The sequence below is a fragment of the Desulfolutivibrio sulfodismutans DSM 3696 genome (assembly GCF_013376455.1).
Taxonomy (GTDB): domain Bacteria; phylum Desulfobacterota; class Desulfovibrionia; order Desulfovibrionales; family Desulfovibrionaceae; genus Desulfolutivibrio; species Desulfolutivibrio sulfodismutans.
Genome location: NZ_CP045504.1, coordinates 266137 through 280046 on the forward strand (window position 1 = coordinate 266137; position 13910 = coordinate 280046).

The 13910-nt window shown below is 64.5% G+C and carries 13 protein-coding genes; 7 read left to right on the forward strand and 6 right to left on the reverse strand.

Annotation, left to right across the window (positions count from 1 at the left end):
- Nucleotides 1-60: 60 nt before the first annotated feature.
- The 3 genes from GD606_RS20705 to GD606_RS01180 form a co-directional block, all read right to left on the reverse strand.
- Nucleotides 61-1857, reverse strand: coding sequence for a glycoside hydrolase family 3 protein (locus tag GD606_RS20705; protein WP_163303022.1), 1797 nt, complete (start codon nt 1855-1857; stop codon nt 61-63).
- A 183-nt stretch (nt 1858-2040) separates the two neighbouring features.
- On the reverse strand, nt 2041-3360 hold the full coding sequence (locus GD606_RS01175; protein ID WP_163302930.1) for a malic enzyme-like NAD(P)-binding protein: 1320 nt from the start codon (nt 3358-3360) through the stop codon (nt 2041-2043).
- A gap of 55 nt (nt 3361-3415) precedes the next feature.
- The gene (locus GD606_RS01180) at nt 3416-4657 is read right to left on the reverse strand and encodes a GGDEF domain-containing protein (protein WP_163302929.1); all 1242 of its coding nucleotides are present in this window, start codon (nt 4655-4657) and stop codon (nt 3416-3418) included.
- Nucleotides 4658-4962: 305 nt separating this feature from the next.
- Between GD606_RS01180 and GD606_RS01185 the strand changes: the two genes are divergently transcribed.
- From GD606_RS01185 to GD606_RS01215, 7 genes are all read left to right on the forward strand, one after another.
- On the forward strand, nt 4963-6546 hold the full coding sequence (locus tag GD606_RS01185) for a glycosyltransferase family 9 protein (protein ID WP_163302928.1): 1584 nt from the start codon (nt 4963-4965) through the stop codon (nt 6544-6546).
- Nucleotides 6547-6613: 67 nt separating this feature from the next.
- Nucleotides 6614-7219, forward strand: coding sequence for a DUF8043 domain-containing protein (locus GD606_RS01190; protein WP_163302927.1), 606 nt, complete (start codon nt 6614-6616; stop codon nt 7217-7219).
- Nucleotides 7220-7223: 4 nt separating this feature from the next.
- Nucleotides 7224-7574, forward strand: coding sequence for a hypothetical protein (locus tag GD606_RS01195; protein WP_163302926.1), 351 nt, complete (start codon nt 7224-7226; stop codon nt 7572-7574).
- Nucleotides 7575-7845: 271 nt separating this feature from the next.
- Nucleotides 7846-8220 carry a hypothetical protein gene (locus GD606_RS01200; RefSeq protein WP_163302925.1) on the forward strand — a complete coding sequence of 125 codons (375 nt, stop codon included), beginning with the start codon at nt 7846-7848 and terminating at the stop codon, nt 8218-8220.
- A gap of 158 nt (nt 8221-8378) precedes the next feature.
- Nucleotides 8379-8957: a hypothetical protein gene (locus tag GD606_RS01205; RefSeq protein WP_163302924.1), complete on the forward strand. Its 579-nt coding sequence runs from the start codon at nt 8379-8381 to the stop codon at nt 8955-8957.
- A 482-nt stretch (nt 8958-9439) separates the two neighbouring features.
- Entirely contained in the window at nt 9440-10261 is an 822-nt protein-coding gene (locus GD606_RS01210; RefSeq protein ID WP_163302923.1) for a glutaminyl-peptide cyclotransferase, read from the forward strand.
- On the forward strand, nt 10258-10500 hold the full coding sequence (locus tag GD606_RS01215; protein ID WP_163302922.1) for a hypothetical protein: 243 nt from the start codon (nt 10258-10260) through the stop codon (nt 10498-10500). The genes GD606_RS01210 and GD606_RS01215 overlap by 4 nt, the downstream gene beginning before the upstream one ends.
- 131 nt (nt 10501-10631) lie before the next feature.
- Here the strand turns inward: GD606_RS01215 and lgt are convergent, their stop codons facing one another.
- The 3 genes from lgt to panB form a co-directional block, all read right to left on the reverse strand.
- Entirely contained in the window at nt 10632-11474 is an 843-nt protein-coding gene (lgt, locus tag GD606_RS01220; RefSeq protein WP_163302921.1) for a prolipoprotein diacylglyceryl transferase, read from the reverse strand.
- A 13-nt stretch (nt 11475-11487) separates the two neighbouring features.
- Entirely contained in the window at nt 11488-12837 is a 1350-nt protein-coding gene (locus GD606_RS01225) for a response regulator (protein ID WP_163302920.1), read from the reverse strand.
- Nucleotides 12838-12912: 75 nt separating this feature from the next.
- The gene (gene panB / locus GD606_RS01230; protein ID WP_374190870.1) at nt 12913-13788 is read right to left on the reverse strand and encodes a 3-methyl-2-oxobutanoate hydroxymethyltransferase; all 876 of its coding nucleotides are present in this window, start codon (nt 13786-13788) and stop codon (nt 12913-12915) included.
- Between the last annotated feature and the right edge of the window lie 122 nt (nt 13789-13910).

Consider the following 13910-nt stretch of genomic DNA (forward strand, 5'->3'; position numbering starts at 1 on the left):
TCCGGTCATTTCCATGGCGAAAGTGTGTAGTTTGTTACGTAGCCTGGGCGAAAGCGGCGTTTACCGGGAATCGGGGGCAAAAGGCCCGGCCAGTCCGATATCGACCGGGCAGACGCCGCGAAAGGGATTGTCGCCGTAAAGGGACTGCCCCAGGGCCGTCAGGGAGGCCGGGACATCGCCGTAGGTGGCGACCAGACATGGGGCGTCCGGGAAAAGGGCTGCGTCATAGGGCGCGCCCGAGGCCACAAGCACCACCTTGCCCGGATGCGCGGCAAAAAGCTCCTGGGCCAGCCGGGCCTGACCCGGTTTCGTGGCCGCCCCGGAGACGAGCAGGACCACGGCCCGGGCCTCCCGGGCCAGGGCCAGAACCTCCGTCGTCTCGGTCGACGAGGGGTCGCCGGAAACGGGCGCAAGCCGGACGCCGGGCCAGGCGGAAAGTGCCGCCTCGGCTGGCTCGTCCACATCCGGCGCGCCGCGCCGGGGGCGAATGACCAGGGTGAGGCCGGTTTTTTTCAGGGGCAGCAGATGGGCGTCGTCGCGCAGAAGGGTCATGCTGCGCCGGGCGATCTTTTCCGCCTCCCGGATGTGGGCGGCGGTGGCCAGGCGGGCCGCCAGTTTCTGCGGATCGGTTTCCGGGGCCTTGATGTCCCTGGCCGCGAGAATCCCCAGACGTTTTTTCTCCGTGAGAATGCGGCGAACGGTCTCGTCCAGGCGGGCCATGGGAATCTCGCCGGAGCGCACGGCGGCCACGATGCGGGCATGAGCCTGGCGCTGCTGGTCCGTGGTATGGCCTTTGTCCGCGCCGAAAAGCAGCACGTCGGCCCCGGCGGCCAGGGCCTTGGCCGCAGCCTCCACCGTGCCCACGGTATTGGCCATGGCCCCCATGCCCAGGGAGTCGGTAAAAATCAGTCCCTGGAAACCGAGTTTTTCCCGTAAAAGCCCGACGAGCACCTTGTGCGACAGGGTGGAGGGGGCCATGGACGGGTCCACGGCCGGAAGCTCCACATGGGCGGTCATGATGGCCCGGGTTCCGGCCGTGATCGCCGCCTGAAAGGGCGGCAGGTCCGTGCGGGCAAAGGTTGCCGCGTCATGGGCGACCACGGGCAGGCCCAGGTGGGAGTCCACGGCCGTGTCGCCGTGGCCGGGGAAATGCTTGGGGGTGCAGAGCATCTTCTCACGGCTGTAGCCGCGTACGGCGGCGGCGGTGAAGGCCGCCACCTTGGCCGGATCCTGGCCGAAGGAGCGGATGCCGATGATGGGGTTTTTCGGATTGATGTTGACGTCGGCCACGGGGGCGAAATTGACGTTGACGCCCAGGGCCGACAACTCCCGGGCCATGATCCGGGCCATGATTCCGGCGTTGTCCGGATTCCCCGTGGCGGCCACGGCCATGTTCGAGGGAAAAAGGGTCACCCCCCGGCGAAGCCTGGCCACGGGACCGCCTTCCTGGTCCACGGATACGAAAAGGCCCACGCCCTTTGGCGTCCCGGCCGCCGCTTTCTGGATCTCCCGCGACAGCGCGGCCACCTGGGCCGGACTCTCGACGTTTCCGGACACGCTGTAATAGATCACGCCGCCGATGTGGTAGTCGGCGATCAAGGACCGCAGGTCGTCCGACACCACCGGCCCTGTAAAGTAGACGGTGAATACCTGGCCGACTTTTTCTTCCAGGCTCATGGCCGCGCACAAGGCGTCCACGCTTGAGGCACGTCCGGCCATGCCGGGCATGGCCCAGGCCAGGACGCAAAAAAAGGCGGCCAGGGCCGCCTTGGCGCAGGCCTTCGCGAGGTTGGGGGAATGCCTCCGGCGGCCAAAGGGCTCCGCCCTTTGGAATCCCTTTTCAGGTATCTTGCTCATGCAATCCATATTTTCCTTCCCGTACCCCCTCATCCCCGTCCTCACGGCGCTTTGCGCCGCGAGGACGGGGGGATGGGGGGTCCGGGGGGACTGGTCCCCCCGGGCGGGGTTCGGGGCGGCAGCCCCGACGAAGGCTCCGGGGCGGCAGCCCCGGCGAAGGCTCCGGGGCGGCAGCCCCGAGTTCTAGAACTCCAATCCGTACGAACCGGCGAAGGCTTCGATGCGTTTGCGCGAGGCGTCGAGGCGGGCGCGCAGGTCTTTTTTGTACTGGGCGATGTCCACTGTGGCGCGGGCGACGCCGGAATCCATGGCGGCCTTGGCCACGGCCGGGGCTTCCCATTCCAGCATGCGGTGGTCGAGGGCCTTGGGGATGACGTAATCCATGCCGAAGGAGAGTTCCTTGACGCCGTAAGCCTCGAGGATGTCGGCGGGGATGGGCTCCTTGGCCAGGGCGGCCAGGGCCTTGGCGGCGGCCATCTTCATGGTCTCGTTGATTTTGGAGGCCCGCACGTCCAGGGCGCCCCGGAAGATGAAGGGGAAGCCGGAGACGTTGTTGACCTGATTGGGGAAATCCGAGCGGCCGGTGCCCATGATGCAGTCGGGGCGGGCGTCTTTGGCGTCGTTGTAGGTGATTTCCGGGTCGGGGTTGGCCATGGCGAAGAGGATGGGGAATTTGCCCATGGACTTGACCATGTCTTTGGAGACGAGGCCTTTGGCGGACAGGCCGAGGAAGACGTCGGCGCCTTTGAAGGCCTCGGCCATGGCGCCGATGTCTTTTTTCTGGGCGAAATAGCGCTTGGACTCGTGGAGATCCGGGCGACCGGCGTGGATCAGGCCCTTGGAGTCGTACATGAAGATGTTGGCGCGGTTGACGCCCAGGGTTTCGTAGAATTTGCAGCAGGCGATGGCGGCGGCCCCGGCGCCGGAGACCACGACTTTCACGTCCTCAATGCGTTTTCCGGAGATTTCCATGGCGTTTAAGATGCCCGCGCCGGAGATGATGGCCGTGCCGTGCTGGTCGTCATGGAAGACGGGGATATCCATTTCCTCGATGAGCTTCTGCTCGATGTAGAAGCATTCCGGGGCCTTGATGTCTTCGAGGTTGATGCCGCCGAAGGTGGGTTCGAGCATCTTGACGAATTCGATGATCTTGTCGGGATCGGGCTGGTTGATGTTTAAGTCGTAGACATCCACGTCGGCGAAGATCTTAAACAGCACGCCCTTGCCTTCCATGACCGGCTTTCCGGCCTTGGGGCCGATGTTTCCCAGGCCCAGGACGGCGGTTCCGTTGGAGACCACGGCCACCAGGTTGCCCTTGTTGGTGTAGTCGTAGACCTTGTCCGGGTCGGCGTGGATGGCCCGGCAGGACTCGGCCACGCCCGGGGTGTAGGCCATGGACAGGTGCTTCTGGGTGCGGCAGGGTTTGGTGGGCACGACTTCGACTTTCCCCTTGGGGAAACTCGAGTGGTAGGACAGGGCTTCTTCTTTGGTAAAAAGCGACATGCATTCCTCCGTGAGCTGATTTTGATATGTCAGGCGCATTGCGCCGGGTGGCGGTTCAGGTCGGGGAATCGGGCGTCGGGTCTCCCCGCTTGACCGCGTACATGTCCGCATCGGCCCGGCGGATGAGGGCGTCGAGACTCTCGCCGGGTTCGAGGCGGGCCAGCCCCACCGACGCGGACACGCCAAGGGGGGTGTCCAGGCCGGTGATCCGGGGCACGCTGAGGCTGGAAACGGCCTTGGTGATGCGTGCGGCCATCTCTGCGGCCTCGGTCAGGTCGGTATCGGGCAAAATGGCCACGAATTCGTCGCCGCCAAGACGCGCGAAGATATCGTAGCGACGCATGGACTCCTTAAGGCGCATGGCGACGGCCGTAAGAACCCGGTCGCCAGCCGCATGGCCCAGGGTGTCGTTGATCGACTTGAACTTGTCCAGGTCGATGAAAAGCGCGCACACCGGAAAGCCTTTGCGGCCGGAAAACTCAAGCATCCGTGGGGCGTGGCGGGTTAGGTACGCCCGGTTGGGCGCTGTGGTCAACTCATCGATGACCGTTTCCCGGTCCAGTTTTTCATGGTCGCGGACATTGATGAGATCCGCCGCCAGAATATCGCAGAAGTGTTCCAGAAAATCCGTGGCCTTGTCCGGGGTATAGCGTCCGGGGGCGGGGTCGAAGAAGGCCACCGCGCCCACCAGCCGGTCACGGCGGAATTTGTCCTTGAGGCCGCAGACGAAGCAGGAGCCGTCCAAAAGGGCCGTGGTGGCGGGAGCATCCGGGGGCAGGAAGAAATCGGGCCGGGGCATGCGCCGGGTCAGCCCCAGAAAGGGGCGGGGTGGCGTGGCCTGGCACAGGCGGCATATCTCGGTCTCCAGGGTTGCGGCGGAGACGGCGCGGCCGAAGGGGAAGTCGCCTGGCAGAAAATCCGCGAAATCCTCGGCGCAAAGGGCCAGGCCGATCTCGGACACCACCAGGGTTTCCTTGAGTTGCGGCAAAAGGGCCGGGAGATGGGCCAGGCTGTGCATGGCCCGGGAGTGTTTGATGGCCTGGCGGAACTTCCGGAAGCTGGCGGCGTCGCGGCGGTTATGTTCGAGGAGCCTGCGCCTGGTTTCGGCCAGCTTCGCCATCTTGGCGCGCAACAGGGCGGCCTCGTCCTCAATGATGCGGCGATCATGGGCGAATCCGGCGGCCTGTTCGGTTCGCAGGGCTTCGATCTCGCGCAGTACGGCGGCGTGGTGCTTTTGCGGCACATGGCGCAAAATTTCCATCAGACGGGTTTCCTGGTCACGGTGCAACAGTTTCATGGACGGTTCTCCGATAACAAGATGGAGAGGCCCGGCAGGGGCGCGCGATGATCCCCGGAGCCCTGAAAAAAGGGGGGTGCATTCCTTTTCACGGCGGCCACAGAGGGGGAAAAGGCGTCTTTCGGATGTGCTGCAATCGGTATCGCCATGTCTGTCAATCAGTTACCATGTTCGGAAACAAGGGACAACCCGGCCAGGGGCGATGTGCATGTTGGGCAACGTTTTGCACGCGCATGCACATGCGGATCTGCACATGCAGGGGGGGATTCAGATACAGGCATGGTTCCTGCTAGCTGCCGGGAGTCATGAACACCCTGGTCATCAACCTGACGCGATTCGGCGATCTGCTGCAATGCCAGCCGGTTTTTGCGGAGCTTGCCGCGTCCGGAGGCCGCACGGGGCTTGTCTGCCTGGAAAACTTCGCGGGTGCGGCAGGACTTTTGCGGGATGTGGGGCAGATTTTTCCCCTGGCCGGGGCCTCGCTTCTGCACGCCGTGGATACGGACTGGAAAAAGGCCCTGTCCCGGTTCAGGGAGTTCATCGACGGGATCAAGCAAGAATTCTCCCCCACCCGGGTCATCAACCTGACCCCCTCGGTCTCGGCCCGGGTGCTGTCCCGGCATCTGGCCGATGGCGAGGCCACGGGCTTTGCCCTGGACGCGGAGGGCTTCGGACGCGACAGCTCGCCCTGGGCCGCTTTCCTGGAGATTTCCGCCGCCAACAGGGGCCTGAGCCCCTTCAATATCGTGGATCTGTTTCGGCGTGCGGCCGGACTTGGACATGTGCCCGCCGCCTTCGATCTGCGCGCCATCCCGCCGGACCAGCGGGCCTGGGCCGGGGAGCGTCTGACGCAGGCCGCGCCCGAGGGAACCCGTGGATTCGTGGGCTTCCAACTCGGAGCCAGCGAGGAGGGCAGGCGGTGGCCGGTGGCATATTTTGCCCGGTTTGGCGAGGCCGTGTGGGAGCGGGCGGGGATCGTGCCGGTGCTTCTGGGGGCGGGGAGCGAACGTGAGTTGGCCCGCAGGTACGCTGCGGCCTGCCGGGCTCCGGCCGTGGACCTGACCGGGGAGACCAGCCTGGACGAATTGGCCGCCGTGGTGTCCTGCGTGCGGGTGCTGGTCACCAACGATACGGGCACCATGCATCTGGCCGCCGGGCTGGGGACGCCGGTGATGGCCTTTTTTCTGGCCACGGCCCAGCCGTTCGATACCGGGCCCTACCGGGCCGGGAGCCTGAGCCTTGAGCCGGACATGGCCTGCCATCCATGCCCCTTCGGAACCAAATGTCCCCATGATCGGGCCTGCCGCCGGGCCATTTCCCCGGAGACGGCGCAGGCGGCCCTCTTTTCCTACCTGGAGACCGGCCGTTTTCCTGTCGGCGGATACGCGACCGCCCGGGCCTGGGAATCCTTTGCCGATGCGGACGGGTTCATGGCCCTGCGCTCCCTCTCCGGCCACGAAACCGAGGATCGCACGGCCTGGCTGTCGCTCCTGCGCCGGATCTTTCGTCAATTCCTTGACGACGAGCCCGTCAGGCCATCCGGGCCGCCCATCGGCTTCAGTCCGGAAGCGGTTCGGAATATCCGTTCAGTCCTGGCCGACAGCGCGGGGCTGCTGCGTCTGTTGCAGGGGCAGGCCGAGGCCTTGGCCCATGCCCCGCATCCCAATCGCAAAGACAAATTTCTGGGAGTCTGGCGGCGGGTGCATGGATTGTGGAGCGGCGATCCCCGCTTTCGGGCCATGGGATATTTGTGGATGCATCTTTCCCAGGCCCCGGGGGTGGACCTTTGTGGCCTGAAACGCATTATTGACCGCTATTTCGGTCTGGTGGAAGCCGCTGGAAGGCTTGTCGGGCAAGGTGATCTGGCTGGTGGCACGGGAATTGAATGACGACGTGGGCAGAGGGGCCGAAAGGGAAAAATCGGCCGACAACACACAGGCACATGGAGGGCGAACCATGATCATGGTCGATGGCCGGGAAACCGGTATAGTGATTGGAAACTTCGAGAATCTTGAGGAACTCCTGCTGAAGGTCATGGAGGACGACAACCTCGAGGGGCGCGTGGTGACCGACGTGTTTGTGAACAAGGAGCCCTTTTCGGAAATATATCCGCATCAGGCGGAGGATATCGAGGCTTCTGGGATCCAAAGCGTGGAGATAAAGACCGTCCCCGCCTCGGAGATGGCCGCCAACATCGTTGCCGAGTTGTTCAAGGTGGTTTCGCTCATGGACCTGGGGGCTCGTGAGGTGGCGGTGTTGTTTCGCCAGGCCCAGGATGCCGAAGGGCTGGAGGTGTACCGCGACCTGCTGGACGTGATCCAGGATTTCATGAGCATGGTCGGCCTGTTGCGCGAGAAGTTCGGCACCAAGGAACATCCCGCCTTTGTCAGCGCCGCCGATGAGATCTCGACCCTGTTTTCCGAGATGCTCGAGGTGGTGGAAAACGAGGACTGGGTTCTTCTGGCCGATCTTTTGGAATACGAATTCATTCCCGCCGTTTCCCGCTGGAAGCAGGTTCTCACCGATATCGGCGAGGACATCAGGATAACGACCGAGGGCTAATACTATGTCAAAGAGCGTGACCTTCATCGATATGGCCCTTGAGGTGGGCGAACGCGAACTGGCCAGTCTGCTTGCCGGAGACATCGAAGAGGCCGAGCGGCTGGCGTTTGATCGCGGGAAACTCATGGAAGAGGCTTGGCAGATGCGCGAATCGGACAAGGTGAGCCAGCTTCGCGACAAGCTTTTGCGCCTGCAAACCTTGCAGGGGCAGTTGACCAGCGAGGCTAGGCGGCTGCATGAAACACTGCGCAATGACCTGAAAAAGGCCAGGAAAGAGAATGAACGGCTCTCGGGATACCGGTCAAGCGTGGTGGCTACGCCCATCGCCAGCCGATTCCTCGACAAACTGAGCTGATTGCGTCACGCCGTTTCCGCCATATGGGCATCATGGGCCGATCCCTTCGGGGGTCGGCCTTTTTTGTGGCGACCCCGGCGCCAACGCCCCGGGCTAAGGGCCAGACCTGACAGGACGGGGGGCGGGGTTTTGACGGGCTGCTGCACACACGCTATTAAAGCATGTAAAATCAATACGATATGTGATGGCAGGATACTTGCTTGAGGGAAGTGAAGGCCAGGCTCCCTGGGGGGGGCGGCGGGATGGCCGGAGCACGTCCAAGGAGGATCCCATGCTCTCATTTTTTGGCGGAACCGAGAAGAAGACCAGACGCACCGACGACCTCAAGCAGGGAAAAAGGCTGCAAAACGCCAAAGAGCTTTTCTATACGGGCAAGTTCCCCGTGGTGACCACCCCGATCATCAAGGGCCGCAAGATCCGCCGGGTGCTCGGGCTGGTCAGCGGCCGGGGATTCGATTCCGAATGCGCGTTTTACGGTCTGACGGCCAGCGCCATCGACATCGGGGCCGACGCCATCATCGGCTATCAGGAGAACGTGGCCTTCCATCCGGACGGATCGCGCTATTTTTCCTGCTACGGGACGGCCGTGGTGCTGGAGAAGAATCCGCCCGCCAAGGCCCTGGGGGCCAAGGCGGTCATGCAGTAGGCCACGCCCGGTCCTTCCGGCCGCCACAGACGGGACTGGGGGGAGCGGGCGTCAACGGACCCGGGGGGCGATATGTCGGCGGCGCCATGTCAACGGGCGGCCCATAACCCCGACGGGTCACGGCGCGGCACGATCAGCCAGCGCCAAGGAGAGGATGCATGTCACGCGCGCAAACGGGCATCTCCATGGTCCTGGCCGTGGCCGCGATCATGGTCGCCGCCGGGCCGTCCGCCCGGGCCGACGATTACCGGCAGGGGGAATCCTATGTCGAAAAACGCGGCGGGGTCTACGGCACAAGCGGCGACAACGCCACCCGGTTGAGCTCCCAGGGCGGGGCGGCCGGGGTTTATGTGGCCAACGGCCTGGCCCTGGAGGCCGAGGGGCTTGGGTATACCACGGACCCGGCTGCGGCCAGCACGCCGGACGGCAGGCCCGTGGGACAGTCCGGAGAAACCGACGCCATGGGAACCAGCCTGCGGACCAAGTGGCACGTCGTACGCGGCAAGAAGGGCTCCCTGCACTTGGGGGCCGGGGCGGGCATCCTGTCCGGTGACGAGTCCGGCTTGGGCAAAAGTTCGATCAGCCAGACCAACAGCGCAGATCTGGGCATGAGCCTGAACATGAGCAAGTCCGTCAGCCTCAAGGCCCAGGCCCGCTATCAGAATATCGGCGGTATCGGCAGCTCGGGCACGACCGAGGCCATGGGCGGCAATGTGGGCCTGAAGATCAGTTTTTGACGACCTCCGGGGGAATGCCCGTGGCGACGGACGGGCGTCCCCCGGCGGCGTTTGCGGTTTTGTGCGGCGACAAGGCCGGATGTGGGGCGTTTCGTGATGCAGGTTATTTTTTGTCTTTCAGATCGCACCGATCCGAAGGGCCGACGCCTCAGCCCCGGATGCCCAGGCGGGGCAGGATGAACCGATTCAGGGCGTAAAACGCCGCAAAAATGACAACAAGGGTCAACAGGGTTTTCACTCGGACTCCTTTGCCCCCACCGCCTCGTGCCGGGGGGTTCGGTCGTGTCTGGGTTTTGCCGATGGCCGTATCATAATCATCCCGTAAGCCCTGGCAAGTCGCCGGGCTGACAGTCGCCGGGCTGACCCGTGGCGCATCCGCCATTGCCTGGCGTTGCGCGGCGGGATATCTGTGTTCGCGACGCCCGGGCGCAGGTGTGGCGGCCATCGGGGACGGGATGGATTTCGGGCAAGGGGGCATGGGCATGGGTGTTTTGTCGCGCACGGCATGGGTTTTTCTTTTTTTCGCCATCTGTCTGGCGGGCGGGGGCGTCCCCGAAAGGCTCGACGCCGCAGACGCCACGCCGGTCATCGGCTGGCGCGTGGCCGGGCGGCATCCCCATGATCCGGACGCCTTCACCCAGGGGCTGTGCCTGCGCAGCGGCGGGCGGTTCTACGAGAGCACGGGTCGCTACGGGAGCTCCAGCCTGCGTGTGGTCGATCCGGCCACGGGCCGGGTGCGTGTGCGCCGCAACCTGCCCGCCGCCTATTTCGGCGAGGGGCTGGAGGAGTACGGTGGACGGCTGTACCAGCTGACCTGGCGGGAAAATACGGTGTTCGTCTTCGACGCCGCCACCCTGGACGCCCTCGGGCAAAAGCCGCTGGCCACCGAGGGCTGGGGCATCTGCCATGACGGAACCTCGTTCGTCGTAAGCGACGGTACCTCGGTCCTGCGGCGCTACGACCAGGACACCTTCGCCCCCGGAGGGCGCATCCGGGTGGCCGACCAGGGCGTCCCCGTGGAGGCCCTCAACGAATTGGAATGTGTCGACGGCCGCATCCTGGCCAACGTGTGGCAGACGGACCTCGTGGCGGTCATCGATCCCGGCGACGGCCGGGTCGTGGCCTGGCTGGATCTTTCGGGCCTGCGGGCGCTGATGCCGCCGCTTCCCCCGGAAGCCGTGGCCAACGGCCTGGCCCGCGATCCGGATACCGGCCGGTTGTGGGTCACGGGGAAACTGTGGCCGAACATGTTTGAACTGGAGCTGGCCCCGCTGCCCCAGGTCGGGGGAAAGGAAGCGCCATGAAAGCCCGCTGCAAGGTCTGCCGCTATTGGCAGGGCCCGATCACCGCCAACGAGCGGTATTGTCCGCCCGAGGACGTCCTGGCCCATGAATGGGGCTTCTGCCGCCGCTACGCCCCGCGCCCGGCCGTGGAGGCCATGGAGAACGCCCGGGGCAAGTCGTTCGTCGCCGTGTGGCCCGAGACCCGGGCCACGGATGTGTGCGGCGATTTCAAGATGCTGGTGCTGGCAAAGGAAGGGTGAGCCCGGGGGCTTTCCCAGGCAGGCATGAACCCGTTGCGGCCGGGCCTTCGGCAGGACTTCCGGCCCTGGAATGCCTCGGGGCGGGGCTGTTGCGGGGGCTTGGGAAATGTTGCGGCGTGGTGAACGCGGGCTTAGGCCTTGTTCTTGCGGCCGCTTTTTTTCTTTCCCGGCAGGGGCCGCGACGCGGCGAAGACGTTTTTGCTGGCCGTCAGGTAGAGGGCCGCGCCGATAAGGATCATGGGCAGGCTCAAAATCTGGCCCATGGTCATCCAGCCAAAGAGCAGATAGCCGAGCTGCGCGTCGGGCACCCGCACGAATTCCACCGTGAACCGGAACAGGCCGTAAAATCCCAGAAAGAGTCCCGTGACCGTTCCCGTGGGCCGGGGCCTTCCCGAATACAGCCACAGGATGGCGAAAAGGGCCAGGCCTTCGAGTCCGGCCTCGTAGAGCTGGGAGGGATGGCGCGGCAGGCTGCCCGCCCGGGGGTCGGGAAAGACCATGCCCCACGGCAGGTCCGTGGGCTTGCCCCACAGTTCGGCGTTGATGAAGTTGCCGATGCGTCCGGCGAAAAGCCCCAGGGGGGCCAGGGGCGAGGTGAAATCGGACACGGCCAGAAACGTCCGGCCGGTCTTTTTGCCGAAATACCAGAACACCGCGCACATCCCCAGGGCTCCACCGTGAAACGACATGCCCCCCTGCCAGACCTTGAAGAGCAGCAGCGGGTCATGCACAAGGCCCATGAAATCGTAGAAAAGCACATAGCCCACCCGGCCGCCCACCACCACCCCCAGCACGCAGTAGGTGATGAGGTCGTCCACCAGGGCCGGGGTCCAGCCCGACTCCGGCCGGGCGGCCCGGTGTCGGCCCAGAAGCCAGGCCGCCGTGAAGCCCAGAAGGTACATGAGCCCGTACCAGCGCACGGACAGGGGGCCGATCTGTACGGCCACGGGGTCGATGACGGGGAAGACGATCACGCGCGGGGAATCCTTATGCCTCAAGGCGTTGCGTTTCGATTTCTCGTAGAAAGGCGGCGGCCTTTTTCGAATCGGGATTGAACTCCAGGGCCTTTCTCAGATAATCCTTGGCCAACTCGTTTTTTCCCGCCCGGCGGAAGATGGCGGCGATGTTCAGGCACACCGGCTCACCGGCCTTGTAGATGTCGGGGCTCAAGGAAAGGGCCTTGGTCATGAAGTTGTAGGCGTCCAGGAGTTGGCGCCCTTCCATGTGGGCCATGGCGATGTTGTAATAGAGGTTGCCGTCGACGGGCGAGATCTTGAGGGCCTTGCGGTATTCCGTGATGGCGTCTTCCCAGCGGCCCTGCTTGCGCAGGGTGATCCCCAGGCGGTTGAAGGTCTCGATATCGCCTCTGTCCAAAAATCCCTTCTTGGCCTCAAGCGTGCGGCGCAGGTATCGCTCGGACAGTTCCGGAGCCACGTCCAGGCAGATCTGGGCGATTTCCCGGGAGACCCGGCTTAAGGATTCCATGGCCTCCCGCGTGGCGACCTTGATGGCCTCGTCGAAAACCAGCTTGGCCTTTCCCGTGTCGCCCAGTCGGATGTATCCGTTGCCGATGTCGATCTTGCGGTCCACATTGAGCGGGCTCAGTTTGTCCAGGCGCTCCAGCAGCCGGATTTCCTCGGCGGTGTTGCCGGTCTCCCTGTGCAGGGCGGCGATCTTTTTCAAGGGTTCGAGGAAGAGCTTGGCGCTTTTTTCGGCCAGCTTGTAGCTTTCCAGGGCCTGGTCGATTTTTCCCTGCCCTTTGAGGGCGTCGCCCTGAAGGATCAGTCCGGCCGGGCTTTGGGCCTTGATCTCCAGCACCAGGCGGGCCTTCTCCTCGGCGTCCTGGTACTGGCCAATGGCCAAAAGCTTCTTGCCCTCGTCGATGAGCTCGCCGATCTGCCCACGGGGTTTGACGGTGAAGGCGATTTTTTCGATGAGGGTGTCCGGGGCGATGGGCTTGGTGATGATGTTGTCGGCCCCCACCTCGTGCAAGAGGATCAGCTTTTCCCGCTCCATCTCGGTGGTCAGGACCACGAAGAGCACGTCAGGTTGGTCCTGCTTGACGTATTTGATGATGTCCGTGGTGGGTTTCCCGGCCAGTTCGCGTTCGATGAAAACCAGGAGCCGATGCCCCCTGGACCGATACATCTTGATGACCTGTTGCAGTTCCTGCAGGGTGTAGGCGTTGAGGACGCAGTCGTCCTTCACGGACAGATGCCGGGTCAGGGTGCCGCGAAGGTTCTTGTTGAACAGGGCGTCGGCGCTCGCCGCCACAAGCAGTCCGCGCTGGGTGGCGAGAAATTCCCGGACGTCTTCGTCGTATGGTTTGGGCTTCATGAGCTGTACTCTCGAAACGTCATGTGGAGCGCCTGCGGGCTGGCGTGTCCGCATTGGATGGGCATGGGGCGGCGCTCACCCGGCAAACCGTTTGAATTCGTCATCGTCGATGGAAAATTCATGTTCAGGGCCGGGGAAGCGGCCTTCCCGGACCTCGGCCGCATAGCGCGCCAGGGCCTCCCGGGAGGCCGTTCCCAGTTGGGCGAAATTTTTGACGAACCGGGGGGTGAAACGGTCGAAGAGCCCCAGGACGTCGTGATAGACCAATACCTGGCCGTCGCAGTCCCGGCCCGCGCCGATGCCGATGGTGGGCACGGGCAGTTCCCGGGTGACCACCTGGGCCACCCGGGCCGGGATGGCCTCCAGCACCACGGCGAAGCATCCGGCCTCGGCCACGATCCGGGCGTCCTCCAGAAGATGTGCGGCCTCGGCGGCCGTCTTGGACTGGACCTTGAAACCGCCCAGCCGGGCCACCTGCTGGGGCCGAAGCCCCACATGGCCCATGACCGGGATGCCCGCGTCCACCATGGCCCGGATTTGGGGGGCCGTCTCCCGGCCGCCCTCGATCTTGACGGCCTGGGCCCGGCCTTCCTTGAGAAACCGTCCGGCGTTTCGCACCGCCTCGGGCACCGAAACCTGGTAGGACAGAAAGGGCATGTCCCCCACCACCAGGGCGTGATTCGTCCCCCGGGCCACGGCCTTGGTGTGGTGGAGCATCTCGTCCATGGTCACGGACAGGGTGTCGTCATGGCCGAGGACCACCATGGCCAGGGAATCGCCCACCAACAGGACGTCCATTCCGGCCTCGTCGGCGATTCGGGCTGAGGCGTAGTCATAGGCGGTCATCACCGCCAGCTTGCGGTTGCCCTTGGCAGCCAGAATCTCCGGCACAGTGACGCGTTTGCCAGACATGACGCAACTCCTTGCCGCTGCAACCGGAACGGGGCGCATGGCCGTTTCAGGCGGCCGCCCCGTTGCTGGCGCAGGCGCGCACCTGAAGGCCTACCCGATTTTAGGACACTTGTCTCGCCTGGAAAAAGCGTCGTCGCGGCTGGTCCCGGTCGAGGCGACCT

Excerpts from the sequence above, each read along its gene's own strand:
- GD606_RS01225 (WP_163302920.1), bottom strand. The coding sequence starts at position 12,837 with ATGAAGCCCAAACCATACGACGAAGACGTCCGGGAATTTCTCGCCACC.
- GD606_RS01210 (WP_163302923.1), top strand. The coding sequence starts at position 9,440 with ATGGGTGTTTTGTCGCGCACGGCATGGGTTTTTCTTTTTTTCGCCATC.
- GD606_RS01190 (WP_163302927.1), top strand. The coding sequence starts at position 6,614 with ATGATCATGGTCGATGGCCGGGAAACCGGTATAGTGATTGGAAACTTC.
- GD606_RS01215 (WP_163302922.1), top strand. The coding sequence starts at position 10,258 with ATGAAAGCCCGCTGCAAGGTCTGCCGCTATTGGCAGGGCCCGATCACC.
- GD606_RS01180 (WP_163302929.1), bottom strand. The coding sequence starts at position 4,657 with ATGAAACTGTTGCACCGTGACCAGGAAACCCGTCTGATGGAAATTTTG.
- GD606_RS01185 (WP_163302928.1), top strand. The coding sequence starts at position 4,963 with ATGAACACCCTGGTCATCAACCTGACGCGATTCGGCGATCTGCTGCAA.
- GD606_RS20705 (WP_163303022.1), bottom strand. The coding sequence starts at position 1,857 with ATGAGCAAGATACCTGAAAAGGGATTCCAAAGGGCGGAGCCCTTTGGC.
- GD606_RS01200 (WP_163302925.1), top strand. The coding sequence starts at position 7,846 with ATGCTCTCATTTTTTGGCGGAACCGAGAAGAAGACCAGACGCACCGAC.
- GD606_RS01195 (WP_163302926.1), top strand. The coding sequence starts at position 7,224 with ATGTCAAAGAGCGTGACCTTCATCGATATGGCCCTTGAGGTGGGCGAA.
- panB (WP_374190870.1), bottom strand. The coding sequence starts at position 13,788 with ATGCGCCCCGTTCCGGTTGCAGCGGCAAGGAGTTGCGTCATGTCTGGC.
- GD606_RS01175 (WP_163302930.1), bottom strand. The coding sequence starts at position 3,360 with ATGTCGCTTTTTACCAAAGAAGAAGCCCTGTCCTACCACTCGAGTTTC.
- GD606_RS01205 (WP_163302924.1), top strand. The coding sequence starts at position 8,379 with ATGTCACGCGCGCAAACGGGCATCTCCATGGTCCTGGCCGTGGCCGCG.